Origin of the sequence: Escherichia sp. MOD1-EC6098 (assembly GCF_002965865.1) — a bacterium.
GTDB lineage: Bacteria > Pseudomonadota > Gammaproteobacteria > Enterobacterales > Enterobacteriaceae > Escherichia > Escherichia marmotae.
In genome coordinates this window covers 1-25,836 of sequence record NZ_PTSN01000030.1, presented here as the reverse complement: position 1 = coordinate 25,836, position 25,836 = coordinate 1, and the positions used below count along the sequence as shown (strand labels likewise).

Genomic DNA, 25,836 nt, shown 5'->3' with positions numbered 1-25,836 from the left:
TTTGTAGATTCTGTTTATTAAAATAATGGTTCAAGTTACTATACACTGATTTTAACTCGACATTTTCTTGACAAACTCATTTGATATGATTTAATTATCAAATCACATTCAAAATCAGCACAATAGTATTTATGAATCATAAAGCCATTTTATTCACCACTCTTTTGATAACAGGTTGCAACAATAATATTTCAACACATACACCTTCTGTTACAAACACAATTACATCCATTCCAAATAAAAAAGCAGAACAACACTCCAACCTTTATAAAGAGGCACATTCATTCTTTGAAAAACATCCTGAATACAAACAAGATTATCTGAAAGAAAAAATCCTGTTTGCTGAATTCAACAAATTACTCAAACAAGAAAAATATCTTAATCTTTCTTTATCTGAGTTACTAGAAATAGCACACAGCAATATACAACAATAAAGTAAGAAACCATCTCTTGGAGAGATGGTTTAGGGACATCAAGACAGAAGCATCATACTATATTATTCATTGGCACATCTGCAACAAAAGGATTCTATTTATTCACGATGTAATTCACATATAAGATATTCCTGTTTATTAACAAAACCTTCCAAATGCGCAATGATAGCATGAGCATTCGACAAGTCAGTAACAATATCCACTAGAAAAATGGCATTATCATTCTCCGAATATACCAGGTTTCCAGCATTTTCCATTGCCATCTCATGATTAAACATCATGATCTTTTTCCAGAAAGAGTTGTCCGGTTCAGAAGGTAATGTATCCAGTAATAAACCTGTCAGCAACCACGTATCATTCTTCCATACCTGAAATGAAACAAACAAATTCTCATCAAACTGTAAGGCACACTGTCCCTCTTCGTCAAAATCTAACGGTAATCCGAGGATTTCACCAATTTCCGAAATAATTCGCTCATGCTGGTACATCACAACAACCTTTAACTTATTCACAATTACAATAAAAACACGCTGCAAAGACATTCACTCAACGCAGATTTAGCGAGAGGAGGTCAATTCCTGTTGCAATGCCTTCAGTTGCTCACGTTGTACATCATCCTCAAGCATTCGCTCATTCCTGGCGTCCCTGAACTCGTCAACCACCCTGTCCAGCTCAATATTCGGCGCTTTCAGCAATAACGTTGCCGCCGCCAGGGTCCCGGTTCTTCCCACCCCACCAAGGCAATGGATCATCGGTACAGAAGCCTCCGGACTGCCTGACTGATACTGGTTAACCAGCTGAGCCAGCTGGCGTAAATCGTCAGTACGCGGCAGTGCGTCATGATCCGGCCAGTTCAAAGCATGAATGACATGCAGGGTATGGGCTTTCCCCTGATACCGGAGCGTCAACCGATAAACATTTGTCATTCCCGGGCCGGACACTTTTTCACTGGAGACGTCAACCTCTCCGTATTTATGGTTTCCCGCAAAGTAAGACGGCAGTCCCTTTTCGGTCATCTGTCCGGGAGACGTCAGCACAGCCAAACAGGTGCAGTTTTTTTCTACCAGCATTTGCAGATATTTCTCCATCCCGTTTTCGGTCGGGAAAGAGCCAGCCAGCGCAACTGGCTTCCGCCCGTATGTTAATGTGTTAACCGGTAATGGTGTCCCATCACTCAGCACCACCTGTGTCTGTGGATTAACCCTGATACCATCAAACCGGGCCATCCCCAGTGATGGCGCATTAATTTTATCCCGTCCGCTTTTTATATTCTGAAGCAGTTTTTCAAAATCACTGGCGATTTTCCTCATCATATCAGCAGCATAATTTAATTCTTTTTTTGAGGCGTTCTTCACCCACTGAACCGCCCTGCCGTCCATAGCATTCGCTCCAAACTGCGAAAACGGGATGCCGCCGATATGAACGTTCAGCAGTGTCTGAATAGCTTTGGTAATGTCCGGATTATCCGTAAACTGCGCTACCCTCTGAGCTGCCATCATCAGTGAACGTAAACAGCCTTTATCCGTAGTTTCAATATTTTTTAGCTCACGGCCTGTTATCTCTTTTGCCTTCCGAGCAAACAGGTCAAGTTCTTTCAGGCTGGTATCGTAATCAACTTTAGTAAATTCGCCCGCTTTACAAGACAACACTTTTGGTTCTTCTTTACCACCATCCACCTTCATCTTTTCAGCGTTGTTAATAATTTTCCTAACCTCTCGCTGGGTCAGTTTTTTGCCAGCTATATCCTGTATGGCCTGCTGTGAAAAAGAATCACCATATACCTGCTTTAAACTCTCCTTAAACATTCTCCTAGTGTAGTAGTCCTCTCTTGCAGCAGCATTCCTGCGTTCCTGTACACTTTCCGTATTTCGGAGTAAAGGCAGCTTTCCAAGACGGGTGAGTATACGCGAGCCAAATTTTTCACTTACCACCGTTTGGGCTCCTGAGTCTGAAGCTTTAATATAAAGCCGGGCATGACCAGAACCACGGACACCAGAAAACTCAGACAAGGGAATAGAGTTCATATTTCCTCCAGATAAGTATTAAACCATCTTTTCTATGCTTGTGAATTTATCTGTATATATTATTTAACTGCATCATGATGTTCTGGTTTATTAATTAAATTCTGACAATATTCTATAAATAATATCAACGCATCTCGGGAAAGGCAATGACAGTCCTGATTTACCCTTGGTATATTTTTCATAAGTATCCGCCGGGTACCCGCTTCCGTAAATTCAACAGGGGAAAATTCAGCAATATTTTCCCCACAACGAAATATAATATTTGAACCCGTATGATATCTGATATCAATCCCCGCTCCCCTGTCTCCGATTATCCTGGATATCACCTCGGAATATCCTGTCTTCATAGCTTCTGGAAAAATAATACTGACCGTAACGTCAGAATTGATGTCCCTGCTCATCCACTCATCAAACACCACTAAAAGTGTTTCAGGATGGTTTACTGACGTTGCCAGCATTTCCCTGACCTGTTTTTCAAGACACTGCTGCCAGTATTCCAGAGTAAGATTGCTGTCTGACAGATAAGTGACCACCTGTTTCAGGGCATATAAAATCCCCTGTTGAAACCCATCTCTGTGGGCCTGCTCATGTAAGACTTGCGCTTCTTTTTGCGCATCTTTTATCAGTTGTTTTGCCCGCTTACGGGCCTGTTGTTCCAACCGTCCTAGAGAAAGTTTTTTCTCCAGGGTGTTACGCTTAATCAGTACACCACCGAGTAGAGGCTGCTGAGAAGTGTTTATCGGGATATTTCTGGGCATGTTGTAAGGTCAATAGCAACATTAACGGATCCACTGGCGGGGATGACAACGCACATTCAGCCTGTGGCGGAAAAAGTAATGAAACACGCTGTGTCAGAAATTGCGGAAGATGGCGGATACAGCCTTGTAACAGGCTGTATCCGGTGCAAAGTACCCCAGCCGACTCTGCCAGCAGTATTCCGGAAGGTATCGTAACAGGTAAACTGGCCTGTAAAAAAAAGCGAGCCCATTCCGGTAGACTGAGAAGCTTTCCTTGCCAGGCCAGCTCTCCTCGCCGGGCACTGCAACCAAGCAGAAAAGCCACCTGAACCAGCAAATCCCACTGGCACAATAAATGTTGTACCAGTGGTTCCCGAAGTACGTAGCGGCTTTCAGTGGAACAGATATCCAGTCGTCCTGCTCTGATCAACAACTCATTAACCGCAGCTCGCTGAGCGGGCTGCGCAATCAGTTCCGGCACGATCCTAATACGTTCTGGATGAATATACGAAAGGGGATCATATATCACCCGTTGCAGTTGTGCTGACAGCAAAGAGCTAATCATGACGTCCCCCTTTTCTCCAGAATGACTTCCTGCTCAGCAGTCCTCTTCCCTGGCAGCAGAACAACCACACAACCATACCAATGGTCACTACTGAAGCCACCACCACCGCCAACACTCCAGCACTGATATCTTGCCTGCTGGAGCGAGAGGCAGACACTCTGAATTCATCCTCTCTGCGCTCCGACAAAACGACGGAAATATTATCGTATTCCACATTCGCAAAACTATTCTTAAGGAACCTCTTGATATCGCTTATCTGAAGCCCAAGTGGCGTACCACGTTCATAAACAGCCAGTGCAGATAAGTGAACCGGTACGGAAGGACGTCCGCTCTCTCCGGCATCAATATCATAACTGATATGAACACGAGCAGAAATGATGCCCGGAAGGGTCTGCAACGATTGCTCCAGGCGCTGTTCAATAGCGGAATAGAGCCTGGCCTTCTCTGCCCGAGGAGAGGAAACCAGCGCGTCTGCAGGAAACATTTGCGCAATTTCAACTCTCGGACGAGGCGGTAATTCATAGACCTTAACCCAGTATACTGCCGCAGTAAAATCAGGTTCTGCAACCGTAACAGAAAATCCCTTTTTTCCGTTATCAATTTTATCTGCTCTGATATTATGCTGCTGTAACAGGGAAATAACCTCATTCGCCTGGTACTGATCCAGTTCCTGGAGCAGATTTTTTTCCTTACAGCCACTCAGACATGTCAGCACCAGTAAAAAAAATAAATACCGCAGGATCATGAGCGCAATAAGGTTTCCACTGTTCCTGTACATTTTCGTGTTAATGTGCTGATAAGGGATACTTCCAGATTATAATTTGCGGTCCGGACCTGCAGAGCATACAACTCGGCAGGATCTGTTACTCCGCCAGGCTGTTCTATCTTCTGCAAAACCGCCATTTTTTCTGTCTCTGCATGAGCAGTTGCACCTGCAAACGCCTGTATCAACCTGTGATCCAGAGAGATAACACCGGTTCCGTTACTCTCCGAATCCCACAAATCGGGCGTTGTTTTCGGAACAAAAATTGCGTTAATCATCTGATTTATCACTCCTGTTAGCGGAAGTTCTGAATAATTGCTGCACCGATATCTTTAAAGACTTTTACCGTATTTGACTGCGCATTTCTGTATAAATTATATTCTGAAAGTTTACTCTGATACGCTGCCAGCAATGCCGGATCTGAGGGGCTTTTTGATAACTTGTCCAATGATTCCGTTACCTGTGACTGCAAATCACTGACACCAGTATCAAATGTGTTTGATACCCCATCAAGATATCCTGACCATGAAATATTCTGCATTTTTATCTCCTTCTTTTATAATTTACTGAGGATTTATAAAACTCCAGACATCCGGAGCATCTTTCATATACATATATTTTCCGTAAAGAAAAGAATTTTCTTTACTCCTGTCATTTATAAGTTCAATTCCAAATTGTACATATCGCTCCCCCCACTTCTGATTATATTGTTTAATAAACTCACGGGCCCGGAAAATCTCTGTGTCATTGAGTTCACCTGATATCATAAATGTCAGGTTCGTTCCTGTGCCTTTACGGTAAAAAGGAATGTTTCTGTGTTTCAGCCCCTCTTCAGCCTGTGATAATGCCGTTTCATCACTGACAGGAACAATGTCAACGGTGCGGGCATAAGGCAGCAATGCCATTAAGTTTTCGGTCAGATGTTTATGTAGAGAAGCATTCAGATCTGTACGCTGACGACTCACCCAGAGCCGCGGCTTTTCCGGATTATCCAGATGTAACCGATAATAGGCCAGCGTCGGATAATGGCTATCAAACCACGTTGCGATACGTTTGTTTTCTGTATCTGCATCAATAACCAGTGCAGAATCACCATACCCTTCCCGGACTGCGACCTGACGGGCCCATAGGCGATCCTGCTCATTCCTGGCAAAAATGTAATACAGATGGTTTTTTCCCGGCAGGATCTTAAAACGGTGTTGTTCGTCCCCCAACAGGGCATTCAACTCCGCGGTCCTGTGCTGCGGCGTATTCCATAACCGTATCGCACCCGATATAGCCACTGCCAGTACAAGCAGACACATTCCCGAAACCAGATATCCCCGGCGTTTCTTCCCCTTTTTTCCGTCCCTGTTTTCCGGATATAACAGAATCGCCGTACTCCAGACCTCGCCACGGGCACGAACGGCAATCACCAGCTCGCCAACTCTTACCGGTGTGTTGCAGTCAACATAACGGGTATGGCGCCCGGTGTCACGAAGCTCATGAAGCGCGATCCGCTTGTCACTGGGATTATTATTATCAGTCGTAATTTCAAAATTAACTCCCCCCTGTTCAAGGGGAATATAAACAGTATCGTCGGGAAATACCGGAAAAAAATCCTCTTCTGCCACCGCAGAATGTTTTCCGACAATGAATAATATTTTTCCAGCCTGTAATGGGTATTCGCACCCCATAAGGGGGCCGTTTAGTATTCTGATCACATACGGCTGAAAATCAGATACATTATCCTCTGTGCCTGCCATACTAAATATAACTTTTAAAATTCACTATTACATAAAACAAAACACCAGGAACACAGAGCAGTACATCATTCGTTTATCGTTGTAGGAAACTCTTCGCGGCTTCCATACAACTGCTGATTGTACTGCTCAGTACTTTAACCAGGTTATCGTATAATGAATTGGCGTTGCTGTATTTCTGTGTCAGTGTCTGTAAGGTCGTCTTCATATTCTCTTCCTGGGCCTTAAAGCCTGACTGCCATGCCTGGTATTTCGCGTTATCCATTTCCAGTTTAGAATCATCGCCCGGTCTCCCCAGCCCGTTAAGATCGTCCACCATTTTCTGTACTGGCGTCAGATCAACAAGAACAACATACCCTGTGCCGACCGGCTTCAGACAGGTTTCCGGCAGGTTCAGCTCTTCAAGCCACTGCCTCGCTTCCGTTTCCGTTGCGCCGATCAGGGTACCGCCTGACTGTGCAGGAAACAGTACGGTCTTTTCACTGGGGCTCCCGTATTCCTGAAGCAACTGGTTTAACGCCTGCATCAGGGACATCACGTCGAGCTTCACGTTATTTCCGTCCTTCCCGGCCAGTAACCACCCGCCCAGAGCAGACAGAATATTGCTGTAATCCTGATAAAAACGGGTATAAACCGCCACCACGTTTTCATAAACGCCCAGATAATGTTCACCGGTCGCAGAAATTTTATCCGTCACCATCTCCCACAGTTCGGCGTCTGACAGATCGACACCTGACGGTGCCTGACGCACATGTGCCAGCATATAAAACCCGGAAACAGAAAAAAGCTCCGATAACGCCTGTTTTTGCCCTGCCGACAGGGGAATGCCAGCAGCAGCCAGAGCCTTCAGACGACCAACATACTGATGCCTTTCAAGAAGGCGCTCATCGTTATCCTGCGGCACCAGTAGCATTTTACCGACCAGCGGTTCCCTGTTGTTCTCCCCCCTGTCTGGACGGTACTCTGAAGGTGCCATCCCTCTTTCCCGGTTTTCCTTTTCCGGCAGCTTCACGCTAATGCCGGTATGAGCGGCGACCTGATGATTTCTGACAGTAAACATAACTCCTCCATAGCACCGGTTGTGCGGACAACCGCCCACTCACCCGGCATTCTCTCGCTCAGGCCCGAATATTTCCGGCTACTGCAGCCATGGATGTCATTTTCGACTGGCTGATACTTTCCATAATTTTTAATATTTCCTGGATCAAGCTGTTTGCCTTACGCGCACTTTCCCGGACATCATCAGATGCAGTGCCAGCGACCCGATTACTGGCCTGGCTAATCTGCTGCTCTGAACGCTCAAGGGTTGCGGCATATTGTCCGGAGCCCCCAGCGATATTGCCTACAGCCGTCGAATTCTGCATAATTGCGTTCCCAGTCATTTCCTGGCGACGAGCATTAAAAGCGAGATTATCCTTTATATTTTGGCCAGTCCCTTTCACGTCATTAGTCAATGTCATCTTCGCGGTATTCTGCCGCAGGGCAAGTTTCTCGTTCTTCAGCCCCTTCAGCCCGAACTTAGCGCCAACACCTGTCAGCCCCAGCTGAAGCACACTCTGAGATATATTACCAGCCAACATCCCTATCCCTTCCCGCTTCATTGAGTCCGCCATATTTTTCGCGGCATCAAAACTGACCAGCGACAGTTTACCTGCCAGTCGGGTATCGGCCTGATTCAGCGACAACATCAACATACTGGCAGCTACCAGTAAAGCTATGGCGCCGGAGGACAGGTTGCTGATATCAAAAAAATCCTCTTTTCCCGCCTGTTTTTCCTCCATACAACGCTGTATTTCCTCATTGGCTTTCTTAATGAATTCCTTTTCAACAGAACTCAGCAACACCGTATCCTCTCCTGCATTTTTCAGAAAACTGGCGGCGTCACGCATTTTCCTCACTGAGAGGTCCCCTGCTGGCGGTACAAGAACCGGATCTGAAGCAGATGCTCCTCTCCCCTCCTCCGTCATTCCTGGAGCAGACAGGATCTCGTTCACACTGGCAAACCGCAAGCCTGGCTGTGTGAGGGACTGAACCAGCATCTGAGACGTGTTCACAGATGGATTCATACCTGAGTTAACGGTAAACATCATTATTCTCCCTTTTTATATTGAACATTTCACGCACGGATCTGGCGCAGAACAAAACGTGATGTATCTGAATGCTGACGGATAACAGATGACAATGTTTTCTGGAGTTCCAAGGCCATTTTGTTGTTATCTTCAAAAATATCCACGGCTTGCTTAAGCCACTGCCGTAGTTGTTCGCTGGAAAAACGGGACAGGGTAAAGTCGGCAAACGCATCACTGGCTTTCTTCAGAAACACACCTTCAGCAACCGTTGCTCCTGACTGGGCTGCGGTATTGGCGCCACTGACACCCAGTACGGTTTTATTTAAAAGAACAGACCTGCTACCCGAAACACCTGCGAGGCGTTGTATGCCATGAGACAGGATCTGATTGCCATTTCTCATTACGTGCTTCAGGACATCAGGCAGCAATTTTTTAACAGCCTCATCCATCATTTTTTTCAGTACATGCCCCAACTTTGAGACTGCGCCTTTTCCTAGAATAGCCACGCCCGCAATGACAACCACCGACGTAACGGCTGCTAAAATAGCGCCCAAGATGTTTCCCACCATCTCTGCTGATGCCTTGTCAACTCCGAATCCTTCCAGGATTTTTGCCACAGCCTTTCCAATGATATCCATCAGCGGTTTCAGCACATGCTGGATCACTGGATTCAGCGCTTCCTGAATAAATGAGGTCCCTGTAGCAGCTTTCACAATCCCGTCAGTCAGGATAAGCGCCAGGCTGGCGGCAGCGAGCCCCAGCGCCGCCCCTCCTGTAAAGGCCGCCGCAACAACACTGGCAACAGTGAGCAATGCACCAACCACCTTGCCGACACACCCCATCGTACGATTCAGGGCTTCGGCTTTTCGTGTTTCCTCCTGATACTCTTCAGACTTCTTCAGCATTTCTTCCTGCCTGCTTTCCTGGAGAGTGCGGAATAATGCCATGTCATTTTTCAGACTTTCTTCGTTGTTTTTCCCGACCAGTTCAATAAATATCGAAAGCAGCATGGTAAAACGGGCAATGCTGTTGAGATTATCGGTCTGGTACCGTTCCGCCCGGCCTCCGGTCAGAAAAACCCCCTGTATCTGAGAGGCGATGCCGTCCAGTTTTTCTGTTTTCTGCCTGGCACTATTGTGAGCCACCTCTGCTGCATTTAATGCCTTCTCCTGATTGCTCCGAAGGGACGACAGTTCGTTTCGCAGCGTATCAATCTCCTGTTTCAGCGATACATAATCAGGCGCACCAGGAGCCAGACCATCAAGCTTTGCCTCCGCGCGTTCAAGCTTTCCGGCACAGTCATGGTAAGCAGCCTGTGCGGCCGCCAGGCTGTCCAGCGCCGTTTTATACACATCCATCGCTGACTGAGCCTCTTCAGACGCTGTCTGGAAGGCGCCGGAAAGCTGCTCACGCTGCTGTTGCTGCGACGCTATCACGGCCAGGCGGTTTTCCAGTCGACTGGCCAGTTGTGAAACGGAGTTATCCCCCATCAGCGTTGCCAGCCGTCCCAGCAGCAGGGTTAACCGACCTTCAGCATTCAGCGTCTCCTGTATTTCTACCGCAGGCGCCCGTAAGGGGACAAACATCGGATCGTTATCCGCAGTTCCGTCGTTTTTCTTTACTGTCAGTGGTGTGTCCAGGAGCGCTTTCAGCGCCTTATCTGCTGCATGCAAAAAGCGATTATCCTTCTGAACATGTTCAGACGCGGCACTGACCAGTGATGCAAGACGCTCTCCTGCATACGCCAGCCTGCCATGAATAACAGGATCACTCATACTTCTCCCCTTTATTTATCGTGTCTGCCCGGTCCGGTTTTTCGTTGATAGCGTCAAGATAAGCCCGGGCTTTTGCTTTCAGTGACTCATCACTACTTTCCTGAAGAACCAGCTCAAAGCATTGCCTTGCCTTTTCAGGCCTGTGCATCATCAACTGACACTGCCCGGTAAAGAACACGGGGCGGTGATCCTTTTTCAGTAAGGCAAACGCAACAGCATACAAATCACAGGCTTTCTGAAAATCATTTTTTCTCTGGCAGACGGCCGCATATCCCATGATGTAATCCGGATTATAAAAATCATAAACACATAGAAAGCGGAAAAAAACGGCGGCATTATCCAGGCTACCATTATTATAAAAGTTATATGCATGCGCATATAAGCAATCCATGATATCCTGGGGAATAGCATATAATTCCTGTAACGTACCGCCCTCACTAATCACTTTCCAGAGCATCTCCATCACATGCTCATTACTGGCATCGTTGTCCATAATGTCTCTCCATACTGCAAGTCGAAGGTTTCATCATAAAAATACCGGCCCTACTTTTCCTCCGTATCCGGCAGGTGAGTGGCCTCCTGGCTATTCATCCCCGTTGCCATACCAGCATTTTCCACCTGCTCCAGCCAGACGAGAAGACGTAAGATCTCATCCACACTCTCCAGGTTGACCACATCATAACGGCGGTGTGTTTTGAAAATCCGCCGGGCCAGCCTGATATCCACCACCACAGGAATACCGACTTTCTCAGCATACTGCCGGACAGCCAAAGCACGCTGATTCGCCTCCCGAACCGAGATTAACGGATACGGAGCTATTTCAGGCTTAAAATAGATCCCGACAGCAATATGAGTCGGGTTGGCAATAATCAGGCGGGAATTATCAATATCTGATTTTATTTGCTCAGATAAAATATCCATATGGATCTCCCGCCGGCGTGATTTAACCTCCGGATTCCCTTCCGTCTCCTTCATTTCCCGTTTCACCTCTTCCTTATCCATTTTCATGTCTTTCATCACAAGAAAGTATTCCGCAAGCGCATCCAGCAGAAGAATAATAACAGAACATCCCAAACATAAAGTAACGAGAGAAAAGAGAAGATGTCTCCAGACATCGGCAACAACAAACAGATTGCCATTAACCTGGGAAAATACCAGACGTTTATTCTCAAACCAGAACAGCATGCCAGAAATAATAAAACTGCCCAAATAGAGTATCGCCTTCACAGCCTCCTTCACTGTCCGGAGGCTGAAGATTTTTTTTATTCCCTTCGTCGGATCCAGCGCGGACAGTCGGGGCTGAAGCGCCTTCGTGGCAAGAACAAACCCCGTCTGCAGTATTGAGGGTAGGGCTGAGCAAAAAAGGCACAAAGCAAGAAAGGGAAGAATAATCTTCATCCCGCTACAGAAAACCTGCTCTGTATAATCCGCAATATTGATCTGAAAATGGAAGGAAACTGCCTGCCCTAATACCTCCATCAACGACCTCAGGGAAGCAACGGACGCCAAATAAGCGGTTCCCCCAAGCGTCAGACAAGCCACAATAAAATCCCTGCTCCTGAACGACTGCCCTTTTCTGGCCGCCTCCTCCCGTCGCTTGCGGGTGGGTTTTTCGGTTTTATTGCCTGACATAAGGGATTATGTTTCTTTCTGTAACCACAGCTCAGCCACCGTGGTCGGAAACGTCAGGGTCATGACCCCGGGCGACAGCACAGGTGAAAAGTAAATCAGCAGGATAAATAATGCCAGGAGGCTTTTTACCGTCAGTGAAATGGCAAACGCATTCATCTGTGGCGCGAAACGCGACAACAGTCCCAGCATGATCTCACCCAGCAACAACACTGCAAGCACCGGACTTGCCAGTACCAGCGCCCTGGCGGTTATCTTACCGATAATCCCCAGCAACAGGGGTAATGCAGGCATACATCCCGTGGTAAGGCCACAGACCTGATAGCTGTGCCGGAGTGTCTCCAGCATCATCTGCATGCCGCCCCCCTGCAAATACACAACGGCTGAAAACAGATTCATAAACGTGGCCATTTCAGAGGTATCAACACCATTTGCCGGATCAATGCTGCTGCTCAGGGTTGCTCCCCGCTGGTTGTCAAAAATACATCCGATGGCATGGAACACCCAGAATGGCCATGACAACAGACATCCCAGCACGATCCCGATGAACGCTTCCCGGAGAAGAAGCGGCCACCCCAAAATGTTCATCACGGCTTCCCGCTCTACAGGCCCGAAAGGAGTCATCCCCAGCACAACCAGCATAATAACGGCCGTGCGGACCACTCCGCTCAGCACACCGTTATTCAGAAAAGGGAGAATAAAGAACACTGGCGCCACTCTCGCAAACCCCAGTGCTGCCCCGGCCAGCCCGGCATGAATATCAAAAAACAGCGGATACGCCATTGTCTCAGCCTCCGGCCATCGCCAGACGCATCATGTCCCGCCCGAACGCCAGCAGGGCATCACCATACCAGCCGGACAACAGAAAAAAGCACAGGCAGATCCCCAGCAGTTTTAACCCAAACGGTAATGTCTGCTCCTGCAACTGTGTTACGGTCTGGAAAATACCGATAAGCAACCCAATTAACGTCGCAACCGCCACCGGCCAGGCAGAAAGGCACAGCACCAGATAAAGCGCTTTGTTTCCGGCGAACACTAACTCATTCATACAAAAAAACCCGGCCTGGCGCTGTCCGGCGTTACCCTTTTACCAAATCCATATACTGCATCACTAACCCCCGGGATAACAGCGTCCAGCCATCCATTGCCACAAACAGGATCAGTTTGACCGGGGTGGATATCGTGACGGGACTCATCATCATCATCCCCAGCGCCAGCAACACACTGGATATCACCAGATCCACCACCACAAACGGTAGATAGAGATAAAAACAGATTCTGAAGGCACTTTTTATTTCACTTAAGGCATAAGCTGGTAATAAAGACAGTATGGAGGTCTGCTCACCTTCCGCCGCCAGCGCCTCCTCCCGGGAAACCCGCTGATGCTGCGCATCCTCAAAAAACGCCACAAGCTCCTTATCGGAATACCGGCTCAGGTATTCACGGTAACGCCCGAGACCGTGCTCAACAAAATCACTGACGGAATCCGCATCACGAAAATTCACGCTGTTATTCTGATAATAATCCAGGGCCTGCTGTGTGACCGGATACATCACAAAGGCAGAAAGCATCAATGCCACCCCATTTAGCACCATATTTGATGGCACCTGCTGCAGCCCCAGCGCATTACGCATCATGATAAAAACCACAGAAAATTTAACAAAACAGGTCCCTGAGGCGATAATAAACGGCAGTAAGGTGGAAAAGGCCAGTAAGGCAATCAGTGAAATATCATTTTCCATTGCCGCTGCTACACACCCATTCTGTGATCTCCACCCCCAGTGAGTTATCCAGCTGCACCAGTTCCCCGTATCCGATTAAGGCCCCGTTTGCCCTGATTTCTGTCCGTTTTTCAGCCTCCGCAGGTAATGCCAGCACCTTCCCCTGATACAGCTCCTGCAGCCCGGTTAATGTCACTTGCTTTCGAAACAACACAAAATCCAGACTGACGGGCAGCTGTCCGAGATCCTGTACCACATGTTGTTCTGTTTCCTGTATATCCTGCATCTGACCCATTTCCAAAATACATTCCTCTCCTGAACGACAGAAATATCCCAGCAATTTTGTATGGCAGTGAACCTCAGACAAGGGTTCCTTAATCAGCAGGACATCCCCGATCGCCACCCGGCCCAGTAGGCCAGCCTCAACTCGGCTACGGCCCGTCACCAGACTGAGGGACCAGCGGACACCGTCAGGCACGGAAAACATCTCTGCCGCGTCACCGACGCAAACGTGCTCAAGCCATACCGGCCCCCTGTCGCTCATGACCCGCAAAAGCGGCTCTGCTGGCAACGCGTCTGCCGCCGCGATCCTGCCGATCCACAACCGCTCATAAGCCAACTCCGGCATCGGAAAACGGAATGGCACCTCACACTCCGCCAGCCACCTTGCAACCTCATTCCCGGCACCGGCGGAGATGGCCGCCCCGGCCAGCCCGGGGGCCACATACGCTAACCAGTCAGCCAGCCGGAGCCAGCCTTTCCAGGTGTGTCCGGTATCCCCCAACGGTACCCACTCACCATATGCGCCGGGCGTGTCCAGCTCAGCTGTCCATCCCTGCTTTTGCCAGAGAACCGCTGCACGGAACAATATTTGCCGGCGCTCACTGTCCCTTCTCAGTGCAAGCGACATCAGGTTTCCTCCTCATTATCGCGGTTGGGTTGATAATAATTTCGCGCCCCCTGCTCATCTGAAGCCAGATACCAGTGCCGCTGCTGCCCCGCGGGCCAGTGCGCAACCAGCCGCTGCTCAACCGCCACATCAGAGGGCTGTAACATCATGGCGCCTCCGTGTTGTGGCTGAATACAGACTGACGCCTCCCGGCCCCACGTACGGAAACGGTATACCAGGGCCTCCCCTTTCTCCGTCATTTCTGATGGCGCCTGAAATGACGGCGCCATCTCCGGAACCGGCGTCTCAGTCCGGGATCGAGTTAACGGTACCGGAGAATGTCCGGAAAACATCCCGGTCGGATGAGGGACAAGCAGGGCAGCAGGCATACCGGGGGGATCCGCCTTCTCCTTTTTTTCCCCCGCCGCGCTCTCTGCCGGGAGTAAGCCGGCGTCAGCTCCGGATGCCCCGGGATACCCTTCACGCGCGACCCCGCTCTCCTTTTCCTTTATCCGTTTACTGAGCAATGCCCGTACCTGCCCGCCATCCGCGGTCTGTCCCGGAAAATAGCGAGCCACCACCGACAGTGCTTCGGGCTGTCCCCCGCCTTTTCCCGCCTTCTCCAGCAAACAGGCCGGCGGTAAGTACCGGAAAGGCAACGGGTGTTCCCCCCCATATACCCGCTCCTCTTCCCTGCCTTTCCGCGTTTTTTTGCCGCAGTCCTTTATTTTTTTCTTCAGAAAATCCGTAAGACTTTCCACACTGTCCTGTGTTACTGACGGTATCTTTCCGGTATTACAGGGCGGTATAATGCTTTCCATTACCATTTTCTTCCTGTTCAGTTTCATCCCGCTGAAGAGCGCACCGTTGCATTTCCTTTTTCTGGCAACGCAGCCAGCGGTCGTACGTTTCTTCTTTTCGCAAAAAATGATTCCTCTTTTTTTGTTGTTCCATGCTCTGTTTTAACAGCGACTCCCTCCGGGTTTGCAGTTGCTGCGCCTGAGCCCGGAGTTCCTGTATTTTACAGCGCAGCACCGCCTGCTTTCGTAACAGTGCTCTCAGCTGCTCAGGCGAGATAACGGTGGCCTCTGCCTGGCAGGTTTTCAGCAGCTGCCTGAGTCCGTCCACCTGCGCGTTCAGGGAAGCCTCTGACGCCTCCAGAACAGCATTTTCCCGGGATAACTGGTGTAACCGCTGTTCACAGCGGGTCCGGAATAATTCACTGTTTTTTTTCAGGCGGCTGACCTTATGAAGTAAACTCATTCATTCCCTGCAGGGTGTTTTCAAAAGAAGAGTACTGGCTAACCGGCTGGCATAACCACTGCTCCAGTGGTCGGCGCAGCTGAATGGCGCGGTCATTTTCAGCATTTTCTCCCTGGCGGTATTCCCCCAAATCAACCAGCAGCTGAAGTTCATCCAGTCTGGTCATCAGCCTGCGTATTTCCACGGACCGTGCCTGGTGGGGAGGTGCCGTCACCTGGCTGAACACCCGACTGACGCTTCTGAGAACATCGACCGCCGGGTAATGCCCCTGCCCTGCAAGCTTCCGGCTGAGGAATATATGACCATCCAGGATCGAACAAATCTCATCCGCCATCGGATCCACCTCATCCTCCCCCTCCAGAAGCACCGTGTAAAAGGCGGTGATACTGCCTCCCGGCGTGGCCCCCGGACGCTCAAGCAGGGCCGGCAGGCTGTCAAAAACCGACGCCGGATAGCCGCGCCGCGCCGGCGGCTCGCCGGCAAATAACGCCACATCGCGCAGTGCCCGGGTATACCGGGTCAGGGAGTCAATAAACAGCACAACGCGTTTTCCCTGATCGCGAAAAAACTCCGCCACGGTGGTGGCCAGCAGTGCTGCATTCCGGCGATCGACAGAGGAGTAGTCTGAGGTGGCAAACACCAGTACACATCGCGATTTTTCAGGTGACTGTTTCAGCCACTCCACAAACTCGGTCACTTCGCGCCCGCGTTCGCCAATCAGCCCGATAACGAAAACATCAGCATCCGTCTGGTTTATCAGCATATGCATCAGGGTGGTCTTGCCGCAGCCTGCAGGAGCGAAGATCCCCATTCGCTGACCAACACCGCATGTGAGCAGACCATCTATCACCCGCACGCCAGTGACCAGCGGCTCATGAATACCAGCCCGCAGGGTATAGGGCAGCGCGCCGGAATCAATCACGCGCTCCTCCTCCCCTGAAGACATCGGCTCACCGACAAGCCGCTCCACAACGGTGCCGGTCGGATCCAGTACCGCTCCGAGGACAGCATTCCCGATCCTGACAGACAAGGCATGTCCGGTGGGCCTGATCACGGCTTTCCGTGTCAGCCCGCAGGCATTACCAATTAAACTGAGTACAGTACGATCGCGGTGTAACCCCACAACCTGGGCACGCGCCATCACCTGTTTATCCTGCCAGTCACGGTAAATATCACACAGCTCCCCGATAGCCACATCAGGCAGAGCCGCTTCAAGAACAGAGCCGCATATCCTCTGCGGGTATGCCAGCCGCTGCAACAGACGTAATTCTTTCATCACTCACTGATAGCCGACCATGGTAACACCACGGAATCAAAGCGTTTTGATAACATTGACTGCGTTACTGTCCATCACTTCCTCATAGGACATCACATCCAGATCGGGAAATTTTCCTTCGATAAACTTCCTGACAAAACGGCGAATATCTGCAGACGTCAGCAATACCAGATCCTTATGCGCAATGGTTAAGTCATCCAGTCCCAGCGTAAAAAGATCCATCAACCGTTCAGCGGCCTCCGGCTCCAGATTAAGAAATGCACCTCCGGATGTCTGCCGGATCCCTTTCCGTATAATGTCCTCGAGCTCCGGTGACAACATCACCACCCGCAGCTCATTACCGTCAGTGAATTTATGGCAGATATAACGCGCCATGGCAGTGCGTACCAGTTCAACAAGGTTGAGCACTTCCCTTTCTTTTGGCGCCCACAACGCCAGCACTTCCATAATTAATTTCAGATTACGTACAGAAATTCGTTCACTTAATAACCGCTGCATGATCTCAGCAATACGCTGCACAGACAGGTGGCGTAACACTTCTTTCAGTACATCAGGGTATTTAAAGTCGAACTGATCCAGCATATGTTTGGTTTCCTGGATCCCAAAGTACTCATTGATATTGCGAAGCAGGATCACCGACAGCATCTGGTACAGCTCATCGATGGCAGTGCGGGTCTGATAACCCAGGGCTTTCAGCCGTTCGGCATTGTCCGCCACTGTCCACACACATTTTGCCCTGCCGGATGTACTGAATGTGACATCAATACCCAACTCATTGAGTTCTGCAGAAAAGTTAACGATTCTGATCAAATCAAAATACAGACCGAACTGCGCCACCTTAATTTCATTAATCAGTAATGACACCGTATTATCTGGCTGGCTTTCATCACCACGGACCAGGAGCTCTGGCAACCGGACCCCGTAGTCAATAAAAAACTGGCTGATTAATAATTCTGAAAGTTGGTTCTGTTCCAGCCACGCACACCGCTGACCCGGAACAAGCAGAACCAGTGGAACAGTTTCTGTGATCATTTTATCAAGATTATCGATTCGCCTGAGCGATGAAAACGCTCCCCGCTCTTCTTTTGGAGCAGAAAAACCAGACACACCGCCCCCCGCGATGATGGTGCTGTTATCCCCGGCACCCGAGCGCATTCTGTAATAAACCAGCACTCCCAGTGCAGCAGACAGGATCATAAAAACCGGAAGCGGAAAACCGGGCAAAGTCCCCATACTGACGGTCAGCACCGCCGCCACAACCAGTACAAAGGGATTATTCAGCAACTGTCCGATAATATTTCGTCCCATATTATCGCTGTCGCCATTCACGCGGGTAACGATAAAACCAGCGCTGACAGCAATCAGCAGCGCCGGGATCTGCGCCACCAGACCATCGCCGATGGTCAGCATGGTATAGGTGGACAGCGCCGTGGAAAAATCCATTCCATGGCTGCTCATCCCGACAGAAATGCCCCCGATGAAGTTCACAAAAATGATAATAATCCCCGCGATGGCATCGCCCTTGATAAACTTCATCGCCCCGTCAAAAGAGCCGTACAGCTGGCTTTCCTGCTCCAGCACTTTCCGGCGCTCACGGGCCGTGTCGGCATCAATAATCCCGGCGCGCAAATCAGCATCGATACTCATCTGTTTACCGGGCATGCCGTCCAGGGAAAAGCGGGCTGCCACTTCCGCCACCCGTTCTGATCCCTTTGTAATAACGATAAACATCACCGCCGTCACGATTGAGAAAACCACAAAACCCACGGCAAGGCTGTCGCCAATGACAAACTGACCAAAGGTGGCAATGATTTCACCGGCATCCGCATTAATCAGGATCAGGCGGCTGGTACTGATGGACAGCGCCAGGCGAAACAGGGTGGTTATCAGCAGCACTGCCGGAAAGGTTGAAAAACTGAGGATCCGATCAATATAGAACGCCCCCATAAAAACCAGGATCGCCAGAACCATATTGAGCGCAATCAGAAAATCAACCAGATAAGTCGGTAACGGGATGACAAACATTGAGATGATCATCACCATTAACAACAAAATCAGCAATTCCGGGCGGACACGCACCCCGTTTAATAAGGAATTCAGCACCGTTTACTGCCCCGGCCACCTGTAAATAAACCACTCCCGACCAGCTCATGCCGGCAAGCGGTATCTGTAAATGCCCTCAGACGCTCCAGCAACACCACATTCTGTTCTTCGTCAAATAACGAAACCGGCAGGCTCTTACAGGCCATATATAAAGCCTGTAAAAAAATGCTCCGCTCCCTGGCGTCAAGTAGCCACATTTTCTGCCCCACTGTCTCCGTTAATATGGCATCAACCTCTTCGGGGTGCTGTAATAATGCCAGCATCAGCAATACCCATAACGCCTCATCTTCCTCCAGCTGGCTTCCAGATAAACACTCAGCCAGTCTCCTGACAAATAATATATCCGCCGAGCGCAGCCGTTTAATCTGACTTAAACGACCCAGCAAGTAGCCAAATTCAGAGCAGGAGCTGCTCGCTACCCGGGCACTGATATCTGCCAGTAAAGCCTCCTCAATATAATCCAGGATAGCATAGCGCCGCCGGTATCCATAACTACTGATCCAGTCCGCATACAGCTCAGATTCCGGTTCATGGCTCCGGATAAACTGCCGGTAAGTTGCCCGTAATAACCCTGGACGCAGCATTAACGCCTTACCAAATAACCGGGCCTTCAGAGCACAGTTAATCCCTGCTTTCAGCTGACGGGGCTCCGCCTGCGCCTGTGCCTCCTGCAGCACAGACGACAGTCTTTTTCCCACCACGGGATCGGCTGCGTGACATTTCAACAGCTCCCGCAGAACCAGAACCAGATCGCTGTCATCGGAAAAGAATTCCCGGATATAAGACAGCAGCTTTTCTGCACTAACGTTCTGACTGCGAATTATCTGTAAAATCTGTCGAGCCTTCGGCAGGACATCATCATCAAGCACCCGCTCAAAACTATCTGCCAGACTGTCCGCCTTTTTCTCATAATCTCGGCGGTGACGAAACTGAGCCATTACCGCGGACATTTCATCTGTGGATTGAATGAAACGCTGCACTTCCGCCCCCGGAGAGAGATCTTCGGGTTGCAACCCCTCCGCCTGTTCCGTCCCTTTCTGGTGATGAACCTCTTGCTGAGTCAAACGACCAATATGTTTTCTGAAAAAGGATATCCGGTTGCCGGATACGATATTATTTTCCATGGTTCAGGGCCTGCCCCCGGTTCAGGTAGCTTAACACCCACTTATCCAGAGGATCGCGGTTGTTTTCAATCCCACTATCCTGCATCAGCTCTGCAGCAAAAACATCAGCATCTGGCATCAGGGGATCTAAAATTTCTTTTGGCTGGATAAGAAATACGCGAACAACATTATTCTGATTCTGATTTTCATAGCGGAATAAACTACCAATTAACGGTATATCCCCCAATAACGGAATTTTCTGGACATCCTTTGTACGACTGTCACGTGTATATCCCCCTATTAACAAACTCTTTCCTTGAGGAACTCTCGCAACGGTACTGATATGAGTCCGCCCCACCTCTGGCAAAACACTGTCTTCATTGCCACTTACAGATTGCTTTTCTTCATTACCATCCTCAATGTTCAGAGACATCTCAATCTCTCCATCGGCTGAAAACCGCGGAAGAACACTAATCATCGTGCCGTATGTCACATGCGCCAGGCTTGAATTTCGCTCACCTATAAGTTTTGTATAAAATGTTCTGTTATTATCAAAAATGGCAGGTACATTTTCCTGAGTCATAAGCACAGGCTTTGAAACAATCCTTGCCTGATTTTTTTTCTCCAGCGCATACACGGATGCAAGAAAATGCACACCATCAAGAGTACTGACCAAAGTCTGATTGAGGGCTATATCTAATTTATTACTGAAACTGGTCGAACCTCCCCATGCAACCCCTAACTGTTCCAAATCATTCTTGTTTAGATCAATGATCCACAAAGATAACTCTACATGCCGTTTGGCAACATCCAGCAATCTAACCAGTGCACCAATAAAATCAACTTGCTCAGCAGTCCCCTTAACTAACAGACTATTCGTATCAGGATAAGAAATTACTTTAATATCACTGATTGGAGTACTTGAGGAAGTGGTAGAATCCCTGGCCTCATCAATATACATTTCATTATCAGTGCTACTGTTTCCAGACAAAACTTCTGAAGCTATATTACTGCCTGAGGCCCGAAACATCCTCCCCTGTACTTCTGTAAGGTTTTGTTGTTCACCCGCCAATAACTTTTCTATTACTGTCGCGATACCAGGAATAACAATATTCTGATCACGTAACTGATATGTACGGTCATTTACAAAGGTATTGTGAAGGCGAAATACTCCTATTTTCAATCGCCCCATCTCAATATCATTATTTTGTTTATCTATCAGAGCTGCAGTTTTAGTAACAATACTAACAAAAATTGGTGGCCCTGAAATATAAACAATACCGTTCTGCTCACCCCCCTTCAATGGATAACGACTGTCATACAGACCGGCTTCTTTCAGAAACGATTTAAATGCAGATAAAGAAATATTCTGTAATGATATAACAGAATTACGAATTTCCTCCGCATCATAGATATAGATAGTTTGTCCATCTGAATACCAAATCACCCCTAATTGAGAAGCTAATCTGTCCAGCAAAGCTTCAGGGTCCCTGAAATTAAAATTACCGTTAATTTTTTTTCTGGACGCGCTTTTACTGACAACAACAGTTTTGTTGAGCTTAGTCGACATTGCTTCAAAAAAACTGTTCAATGAATCATTTCTGGCCACATACCCATTATCGAATAGTGTTTCAGAACCTGTAGCTATGGAAAACGGAGAAATACCAAACAACAATATAATAAAAATTACAATAATATTACTTGGTTTCATTTTTTACCGAGAAATTAAGTATGACGTAAAACAGATATTATCTCCTCACATAAAGGATAAATATATATTTACACAAGTACGCTACCGCCCGTAAACCGTTACCTGCCTCACATCCCCGTGAAGTCCGGGTCATTCGGCCGGAAGAGGAATGCAGTCCGGCCTGTGGTGGTGAACTCAGTCCACTGGGATGTGATGTGTCAGAGCAACTGGAGCTTATCAGCAGTGCCTTTAATGTTATCGAAACACAACGTCCGAAACTGACCTGTTGCCGGTATGAGCATATCGTGCAGACGCCGGTTCCTTCAAAACCCATTGCACGCAGTTATGCCGGAGCGGGGCTTCTGGCTCATGTTGTCACCGGGAAATATGCAGACCATCTGCCGTTATACCGCCGTCAGGGTGTGGAGCTGAGCTGCGCCAGTATGTGCTGATGCCCGGTAAGGTACATGCCGATGATATCCCCGTTCCGGTCCAGGAGCCGGGTAGTGGTAAAATCCGGACAGCCAGGTTGTAGGTCTACGTCCGTGATGACCGTAATACCGGTTCACAGATGCCCCCGGCGGTCTGGTTCGCGTACATTGAATCAGCACCAAAGACAGTTGCTACTCTGACTCATTCTTATTTCATCACTAAAATGACATTTCAGACGATTTAACCGGGGGCATTTTAAGCCTGTAATAACGGAATTTAACGTTATTACCGACACTACCGCTGATATGAGACTAATCAGCGCACAGAATATAATATGTCCCTAGCATAACTAATGCTATACGCTATATCATCCACCAAATCAATCAGATACTCATCATAATCCTCTGATTTCTTCAGCGGGTCACTTATCCGATAATGATAAGTGACCTCATGATTGTCCCTGCAAATCCCGAATACGCCACCATTCGTTACATCCCACAGATAATTCATAGAAAGCAGGGACCGCAGGGCTTCTGCTGTCATTCCGGGCACTACCTCTCCCACATCAGCTTGAATATAAATCTCCCGTCTGCTCTCTTCATAAAAAAAACTGAATAATATGTCATTTATTTCAATCCGGAAGTTTTCCGAAACCGCCTCTGTTGTCTCAGATATACGGTACCGTTCTGATAAACGATTAAGCAATATGGATAAACGGCTCATGGTCTCCATATCATCCTCCCGACCTCCGGACGGACATCTTCTCCCCCGGTCTGCACGTTCATCAGACGCGCCCTCCACGCCTGCACAATCCGGTAAATACAGGCAATCCTCCCGGCAAACTCATTCTGCTCCAGGGAAAACATATCAACCTGTAAACAAAGACAAACAAACCCGGTTTGCTCATCAATACCCAACACGCCTCCCCCTGTGTTGCTCCAGGCATAATTATCATGCAGTAGCTGAAGAAGGAGATCATATGCCATTCCGTCATCACAATACGGAAATGGGCAGATATGAACCACGCACAGAATTTCCCGCGTTTCCTCTTCATCCTCTCCGACCAGAGTGAACGAAAATAACATATCTGACAGCCAGGTGAAGGCATAATTACTTTCATCCAGCACAGGATGTTCATCATCAAGATACTGACTGAGTTCACTCAGTAATAAATTAGCCCGTTCTCTGTACATCATCATGGTTAAACATCAGACAATTTCATCCCGAGTAAGGATAATTTCATTTCCGATCCTCAGTTCTGCATGATCGCGCGCCCTGAGAGTATCAGACATACTGTTTATATCTGCCAGAAAATGAGTGGTATCTTCGGTGGATGCATGACTATTGATATTAAAGAAAATATCATTATGCATCTGGTATAAATCATCAAGTATGGTTTTTACACCACCAGTCGTTGACATTGCATCTGAAGAGGAAAATTTTGTTCCGGTTATTTGTTCATACCGGGAAAAAATATCTGAATACTGTTTCTTTAACTCCGCAGGAATACGCTCCCTGTTATCTGTTCCCGTATCTGTTTTTACCACCCCAAAACGCTGTTCCAGAAGAGTGGGAATGAAATCTCTCAGATGCGCGAGTTTATCACGTTTCCGATGGCATCCGTGTTCCTCCATTTTAATAAAAAGCATATTCTTTCCCGGGATCCCCGTGGGTGTTGTGTGGCTTTTCTGCGGCATTCGTTCAAAAAGTATTGTTTTACGATTATGGGGCAAATATCCATCTTTACTGAAAATATCAAGTCCTGCGGGCTGATATTTTTCTCCTGCTTTTTGATATTCCCGAAGATGGCTTGATTTACGGCGATAAGCCCCTGCCTTATTCAAAAAGCTTTCAAGACGGTGTTCGTTATCCTCCACACTGAAAGCTCCCATCTTAAAAATCTGCGGGCCCTCATATTTCAATCCTGCAGATGAACTGACTTTATCAGAGGCGCATGCCTGCAGATACCACATAACTTTAACCACATTATCTTTAGTTGGTACAACCGGCTTCCCGGACATAATGTCACGGCAAATCATACCCCCTTCTTTACAAAGGGATATTACAGACTCATTTTTCAGTTTATCATGCTGCGGAACAAGAACGAACCGGTTATTTAATATAAAAGATATCCCCTGACGTTGTCTTTCAGATGTACTCCTGTTTGCATATGTTACATTTCCTTTATTTCCCGCGCCATAAAGTATTCTGGCATCCGCTGTGACATTTTCCTGCCCAGCAGACGGAGAAATACAGAAACTGGAATCAGTGGCATTATGACATTCCGGGTGAACCGGGTGTCGTATGTGCTGGATAAGTCTGTGTGAAATATGTGAAGTATATTTCATAGAATACCCTATAAAAAATCTCTTCGATAGAAGAAATGCTCTCTGCTTTTATTTAATAAAAATAAAACATCGACTACCGAGGCAAAGCAAAACCTGACAACACAATATATTAGAACTGGTTTGCTGTTCTCTCTGCCTTCTGTATCAGAAGAGCCCAAAACAATTTTTGTTTTTCATTGCCAGGTGGGTTCATCTTACATTTATATCCGCTGGGCTATTGCGGATAAGTTTATTACAGTGCTCACATATCAACTCAGGCATTCAATTGAATGTATCATCCCCCTCCAGGCTTCTTCACCGTCATGCACCAGAACCAGGGTATTTTCAGCTTTAACGACACGCAGGAAGGTTAAACAAAACTCTTTTTTTTGCAACCATAACCGTAGCGTTCTCAATATACTTGATAAATATGTTTCTGGTATATTCCCCAAAATATATCCTATTCCCTTACCACCTATATACCGGAGTAACTGAAATATTGTTTTTTCTAATTCACTTCACCTTTCTGCTGTTATACCCGGGCCCCCATTCACACACCATCACTCAATCGTTCCTGGGGTAAAGGACAAGTTCTCATTTTTTCTGGTCCGGGAGGCTCTGGAAGTGGCTTACTCTTTTTGCATTCGGTGATGTTTTGATTATATATTTTCACGAAACATTTCTGTATCAGGAGATTTCCAGAAGACTCTCCTTGTGACACCTGAATGTAGGCTGTTGCTCAAACGCTGAATGATCCGACTGACAGTATGTTCATTACTCCGTTTTGACTTCCAGTGTCCAGTGCTGAAAATACGCTACCGCCCGTACCGTGATCAGCGTACGGCCATAGCGAAATAACAAAGAAAGCAACGATTTCATTATTCTGATGGCATACCACCGGCACCATGTATTATGGTGCTTCATTCACTATACATCCGGAAATTCCGCCCACAGCCTGCAATCAAAGCAGGTCATAAGAAACCGCAGAAGGAGACAACTTCCAGACTCTCTCAGCAAAAATACCAGTGATAACGGTTATAATTACCACCCTGGTATTCCCACTGTCGTGGAAAGTGTGTCATCATAAGGCGTGATGGTACCCCCGAATTCCACGACTCCCTGAAAATCCCCGCCGGACTGCCATCCGGTAGCAGCAGAAACTTTTCTGCAAATTAATAAAGAAAGAGAAAAGACAATAATAAGTAAAATATCAATTACAGCATTCTGACGCACGTCCACTCCCCTCTGAGACACCTTCACCTGCATTATTCACTCGTGATGGAATTTCTTTTAT

28 protein-coding genes and 1 pseudogene are annotated in these 25,836 nt (G+C 47.9%); 2 read left to right on the top strand and 27 right to left on the bottom strand.

The genetic code is table 11. From position 1 onward, the window contains the following. Positions 1-131 precede the first annotated feature (131 nt). The gene (locus tag C0K55_RS22890; protein ID WP_096925787.1) at positions 132-434 is read left to right on the top strand and encodes a hypothetical protein; all 303 of its coding nucleotides are present in this window, start codon (positions 132-134) and stop codon (positions 432-434) included. Between the two features lie 98 nt (positions 435-532). Here C0K55_RS22890 and sicP read toward each other — a convergent pair whose 3' ends face one another. The 23 genes from sicP to sctC form a co-directional block, all read right to left on the bottom strand. Beyond that, complete coding sequence (gene sicP, locus C0K55_RS22885; RefSeq protein ID WP_000058248.1) at positions 533-976, bottom strand: chaperone SicP; 444 nt, start codon at positions 974-976, stop codon at positions 533-535. A gap of 15 nt (positions 977-991) precedes the next feature. Beyond that, the gene (locus C0K55_RS22880) at positions 992-2,458 is read right to left on the bottom strand and encodes a protein-tyrosine phosphatase family protein (RefSeq protein WP_085948675.1); all 1,467 of its coding nucleotides are present in this window, start codon (positions 2,456-2,458) and stop codon (positions 992-994) included. A gap of 59 nt (positions 2,459-2,517) precedes the next feature. Continuing rightward, on the bottom strand, positions 2,518-3,216 hold the full coding sequence (locus C0K55_RS22875; RefSeq protein ID WP_001137813.1) for a hypothetical protein: 699 nt from the start codon (positions 3,214-3,216) through the stop codon (positions 2,518-2,520). After that, positions 3,155-3,760: a type III secretion apparatus protein OrgA/MxiK gene (locus tag C0K55_RS22870; protein WP_071988076.1), complete on the bottom strand. Its 606-nt coding sequence runs from the start codon at positions 3,758-3,760 to the stop codon at positions 3,155-3,157. Before C0K55_RS22870 ends, C0K55_RS22875 begins: the two co-directional genes overlap by 62 nt. Then, positions 3,753-4,505 (bottom strand): EscJ/YscJ/HrcJ family type III secretion inner membrane ring protein, encoded by a 753-nt coding sequence (locus C0K55_RS22865; RefSeq protein ID WP_000603487.1) that lies wholly within the window; start codon positions 4,503-4,505, stop codon positions 3,753-3,755. The genes C0K55_RS22870 and C0K55_RS22865 overlap by 8 nt, the downstream gene beginning before the upstream one ends. Then, a complete protein-coding gene (gene sctI, locus C0K55_RS22860; RefSeq protein ID WP_000606230.1) occupies positions 4,502-4,801 on the bottom strand; it encodes a type III secretion system inner rod subunit SctI in 300 nt (99 codons plus the stop codon). The genes C0K55_RS22865 and sctI overlap by 4 nt, the downstream gene beginning before the upstream one ends. 17 nt (positions 4,802-4,818) lie before the next feature. Further along, positions 4,819-5,064: a type III secretion system needle complex protein gene (locus C0K55_RS22855; RefSeq protein WP_001179682.1), complete on the bottom strand. Its 246-nt coding sequence runs from the start codon at positions 5,062-5,064 to the stop codon at positions 4,819-4,821. Between the two features lie 22 nt (positions 5,065-5,086). Next, the gene (locus C0K55_RS22850) at positions 5,087-6,268 is read right to left on the bottom strand and encodes a PrgH/EprH family type III secretion apparatus protein (protein WP_050544778.1); all 1,182 of its coding nucleotides are present in this window, start codon (positions 6,266-6,268) and stop codon (positions 5,087-5,089) included. A gap of 73 nt (positions 6,269-6,341) precedes the next feature. Beyond that, positions 6,342-7,325, bottom strand: a complete 984-nt coding sequence (gene sctA / locus C0K55_RS22845; protein ID WP_105266856.1) for a type III secretion system needle tip protein SctA — start codon at positions 7,323-7,325, stop codon at positions 6,342-6,344. Positions 7,326-7,383: 58 nt separating this feature from the next. Next, positions 7,384-8,352: an IpaC/SipC family type III secretion system effector gene (locus tag C0K55_RS22840; protein WP_032337204.1), complete on the bottom strand. Its 969-nt coding sequence runs from the start codon at positions 8,350-8,352 to the stop codon at positions 7,384-7,386. A gap of 29 nt (positions 8,353-8,381) precedes the next feature. Further along, positions 8,382-10,109 carry a type III secretion system translocon subunit SctE gene (gene sctE, locus C0K55_RS22835; protein WP_096925789.1) on the bottom strand — a complete coding sequence of 576 codons (1,728 nt, stop codon included), beginning with the start codon at positions 10,107-10,109 and terminating at the stop codon, positions 8,382-8,384. Beyond that, a complete protein-coding gene (gene sicA / locus C0K55_RS22830) occupies positions 10,102-10,602 on the bottom strand; it encodes a type III secretion system translocator chaperone SicA (RefSeq protein ID WP_096925790.1) in 501 nt (166 codons plus the stop codon). Before sicA ends, sctE begins: the two co-directional genes overlap by 8 nt. 50 nt (positions 10,603-10,652) lie before the next feature. Continuing rightward, positions 10,653-11,741 (bottom strand): EscU/YscU/HrcU family type III secretion system export apparatus switch protein, encoded by a 1,089-nt coding sequence (locus C0K55_RS22825; RefSeq protein WP_000016402.1) that lies wholly within the window; start codon positions 11,739-11,741, stop codon positions 10,653-10,655. Between the two features lie 6 nt (positions 11,742-11,747). Then, entirely contained in the window at positions 11,748-12,521 is a 774-nt protein-coding gene (gene sctT / locus C0K55_RS22820; RefSeq protein ID WP_096925791.1) for a type III secretion system export apparatus subunit SctT, read from the bottom strand. 4 nt (positions 12,522-12,525) lie between these two features. Continuing rightward, complete coding sequence (locus C0K55_RS22815) at positions 12,526-12,786, bottom strand: EscS/YscS/HrcS family type III secretion system export apparatus protein (protein WP_001004426.1); 261 nt, start codon at positions 12,784-12,786, stop codon at positions 12,526-12,528. Between the two features lie 31 nt (positions 12,787-12,817). Beyond that, positions 12,818-13,480, bottom strand: a complete 663-nt coding sequence (locus C0K55_RS22810; protein ID WP_000426583.1) for an EscR/YscR/HrcR family type III secretion system export apparatus protein — start codon at positions 13,478-13,480, stop codon at positions 12,818-12,820. Next, positions 13,470-14,369 (bottom strand): YscQ/HrcQ family type III secretion apparatus protein, encoded by a 900-nt coding sequence (locus C0K55_RS22805; RefSeq protein ID WP_000050398.1) that lies wholly within the window; start codon positions 14,367-14,369, stop codon positions 13,470-13,472. The genes C0K55_RS22810 and C0K55_RS22805 overlap by 11 nt, the downstream gene beginning before the upstream one ends. Then, on the bottom strand, positions 14,369-14,608 hold the full coding sequence (locus tag C0K55_RS26775) for a SpaN/EivJ family type III secretion system needle length determinant (RefSeq protein ID WP_225521164.1): 240 nt from the start codon (positions 14,606-14,608) through the stop codon (positions 14,369-14,371). Before C0K55_RS26775 ends, C0K55_RS22805 begins: the two co-directional genes overlap by 1 nt. A gap of 535 nt (positions 14,609-15,143) precedes the next feature. Further along, entirely contained in the window at positions 15,144-15,611 is a 468-nt protein-coding gene (locus C0K55_RS22795; protein WP_000054623.1) for a hypothetical protein, read from the bottom strand. After that, positions 15,595-16,887 carry a type III secretion system ATPase SctN gene (gene sctN / locus C0K55_RS22790; RefSeq protein WP_000661523.1) on the bottom strand — a complete coding sequence of 431 codons (1,293 nt, stop codon included), beginning with the start codon at positions 16,885-16,887 and terminating at the stop codon, positions 15,595-15,597. Before sctN ends, C0K55_RS22795 begins: the two co-directional genes overlap by 17 nt. 36 nt (positions 16,888-16,923) lie before the next feature. Further along, complete coding sequence (locus C0K55_RS22785) at positions 16,924-18,990, bottom strand: EscV/YscV/HrcV family type III secretion system export apparatus protein (protein ID WP_000935086.1); 2,067 nt, start codon at positions 18,988-18,990, stop codon at positions 16,924-16,926. Further along, positions 18,984-20,114 carry a type III secretion system gatekeeper subunit SctW gene (gene sctW, locus C0K55_RS22780; protein WP_105266855.1) on the bottom strand — a complete coding sequence of 377 codons (1,131 nt, stop codon included), beginning with the start codon at positions 20,112-20,114 and terminating at the stop codon, positions 18,984-18,986. Before sctW ends, C0K55_RS22785 begins: the two co-directional genes overlap by 7 nt. Next, a complete protein-coding gene (gene sctC / locus C0K55_RS22775) occupies positions 20,104-21,804 on the bottom strand; it encodes a type III secretion system outer membrane ring subunit SctC (protein ID WP_010356250.1) in 1,701 nt (566 codons plus the stop codon). Before sctC ends, sctW begins: the two co-directional genes overlap by 11 nt. Positions 21,805-21,878: 74 nt before the next feature. Here sctC and C0K55_RS22770 point away from each other — a divergent pair. Continuing rightward, positions 21,879-22,381, top strand: a pseudogene (locus C0K55_RS22770) (IS66 family transposase); the annotation flags it as partial. Between the two features lie 149 nt (positions 22,382-22,530). On the opposite strand, the gene C0K55_RS22765 reads toward C0K55_RS22770, so the two are convergent. The 4 genes from C0K55_RS22765 to C0K55_RS22750 form a co-directional block, all read right to left on the bottom strand. After that, on the bottom strand, positions 22,531-22,947 hold the full coding sequence (locus C0K55_RS22765; protein ID WP_000449599.1) for a type III secretion system chaperone: 417 nt from the start codon (positions 22,945-22,947) through the stop codon (positions 22,531-22,533). Beyond that, positions 22,935-23,414 carry a type III secretion system chaperone gene (locus C0K55_RS22760; RefSeq protein WP_000980428.1) on the bottom strand — a complete coding sequence of 160 codons (480 nt, stop codon included), beginning with the start codon at positions 23,412-23,414 and terminating at the stop codon, positions 22,935-22,937. Before C0K55_RS22760 ends, C0K55_RS22765 begins: the two co-directional genes overlap by 13 nt. Before the next feature lie 9 nt (positions 23,415-23,423). Further along, complete coding sequence (locus C0K55_RS22755; RefSeq protein WP_032337222.1) at positions 23,424-24,563, bottom strand: hypothetical protein; 1,140 nt, start codon at positions 24,561-24,563, stop codon at positions 23,424-23,426. A gap of 1,020 nt (positions 24,564-25,583) precedes the next feature. Then, on the bottom strand, positions 25,584-25,775 hold the full coding sequence (locus C0K55_RS22750) for a hypothetical protein (RefSeq protein ID WP_236942618.1): 192 nt from the start codon (positions 25,773-25,775) through the stop codon (positions 25,584-25,586). Positions 25,776-25,836: the final 61 nt, after the last annotated feature.

Coding starts and splice junctions, on each gene's coding strand:
- sctN (WP_000661523.1), bottom strand. CDS start 16,887: ATGAAAGAATTACGTCTGTTGCAGCGGCTGGCATACCCGCAGAGGATA.
- sctE (WP_096925789.1), bottom strand. CDS start 10,109: ATGAGTGATCCTGTTATTCATGGCAGGCTGGCGTATGCAGGAGAGCGT.
- sicA (WP_096925790.1), bottom strand. CDS start 10,602: ATGGACAACGATGCCAGTAATGAGCATGTGATGGAGATGCTCTGGAAA.
- C0K55_RS22765 (WP_000449599.1), bottom strand. CDS start 22,947: ATGGAGACCATGAGCCGTTTATCCATATTGCTTAATCGTTTATCAGAA.
- C0K55_RS22815 (WP_001004426.1), bottom strand. CDS start 12,786: ATGAATGAGTTAGTGTTCGCCGGAAACAAAGCGCTTTATCTGGTGCTG.
- sctT (WP_096925791.1), bottom strand. CDS start 12,521: ATGGCGTATCCGCTGTTTTTTGATATTCATGCCGGGCTGGCCGGGGCA.
- C0K55_RS22890 (WP_096925787.1), top strand. CDS start 132: ATGAATCATAAAGCCATTTTATTCACCACTCTTTTGATAACAGGTTGC.
- sctA (WP_105266856.1), bottom strand. CDS start 7,325: ATGTTTACTGTCAGAAATCATCAGGTCGCCGCTCATACCGGCATTAGC.
- C0K55_RS22810 (WP_000426583.1), bottom strand. CDS start 13,480: ATGGAAAATGATATTTCACTGATTGCCTTACTGGCCTTTTCCACCTTA.
- C0K55_RS22855 (WP_001179682.1), bottom strand. CDS start 5,064: ATGCAGAATATTTCATGGTCAGGATATCTTGATGGGGTATCAAACACA.
- C0K55_RS26775 (WP_225521164.1), bottom strand. CDS start 14,608: ATGACGGAGAAAGGGGAGGCCCTGGTATACCGTTTCCGTACGTGGGGC.
- C0K55_RS22755 (WP_032337222.1), bottom strand. CDS start 24,563: ATGAAATATACTTCACATATTTCACACAGACTTATCCAGCACATACGA.
- C0K55_RS22865 (WP_000603487.1), bottom strand. CDS start 4,505: ATGATCCTGCGGTATTTATTTTTTTTACTGGTGCTGACATGTCTGAGT.
- sctC (WP_010356250.1), bottom strand. CDS start 21,804: ATGAAACCAAGTAATATTATTGTAATTTTTATTATATTGTTGTTTGGT.
- C0K55_RS22850 (WP_050544778.1), bottom strand. CDS start 6,268: ATGGCAGGCACAGAGGATAATGTATCTGATTTTCAGCCGTATGTGATC.
- sctW (WP_105266855.1), bottom strand. CDS start 20,114: ATGGAAAATAATATCGTATCCGGCAACCGGATATCCTTTTTCAGAAAA.
- C0K55_RS22760 (WP_000980428.1), bottom strand. CDS start 23,414: ATGATGATGTACAGAGAACGGGCTAATTTATTACTGAGTGAACTCAGT.
- C0K55_RS22870 (WP_071988076.1), bottom strand. CDS start 3,760: ATGATTAGCTCTTTGCTGTCAGCACAACTGCAACGGGTGATATATGAT.
- sicP (WP_000058248.1), bottom strand. CDS start 976: ATGTCTTTGCAGCGTGTTTTTATTGTAATTGTGAATAAGTTAAAGGTT.
- C0K55_RS22880 (WP_085948675.1), bottom strand. CDS start 2,458: ATGAACTCTATTCCCTTGTCTGAGTTTTCTGGTGTCCGTGGTTCTGGT.
- C0K55_RS22825 (WP_000016402.1), bottom strand. CDS start 11,741: ATGTCAGGCAATAAAACCGAAAAACCCACCCGCAAGCGACGGGAGGAG.
- C0K55_RS22840 (WP_032337204.1), bottom strand. CDS start 8,352: ATGTTTACCGTTAACTCAGGTATGAATCCATCTGTGAACACGTCTCAG.
- C0K55_RS22795 (WP_000054623.1), bottom strand. CDS start 15,611: ATGAGTTTACTTCATAAGGTCAGCCGCCTGAAAAAAAACAGTGAATTA.
- C0K55_RS22875 (WP_001137813.1), bottom strand. CDS start 3,216: ATGCCCAGAAATATCCCGATAAACACTTCTCAGCAGCCTCTACTCGGT.
- C0K55_RS22805 (WP_000050398.1), bottom strand. CDS start 14,369: ATGTCGCTTGCACTGAGAAGGGACAGTGAGCGCCGGCAAATATTGTTC.
- sctI (WP_000606230.1), bottom strand. CDS start 4,801: ATGATTAACGCAATTTTTGTTCCGAAAACAACGCCCGATTTGTGGGAT.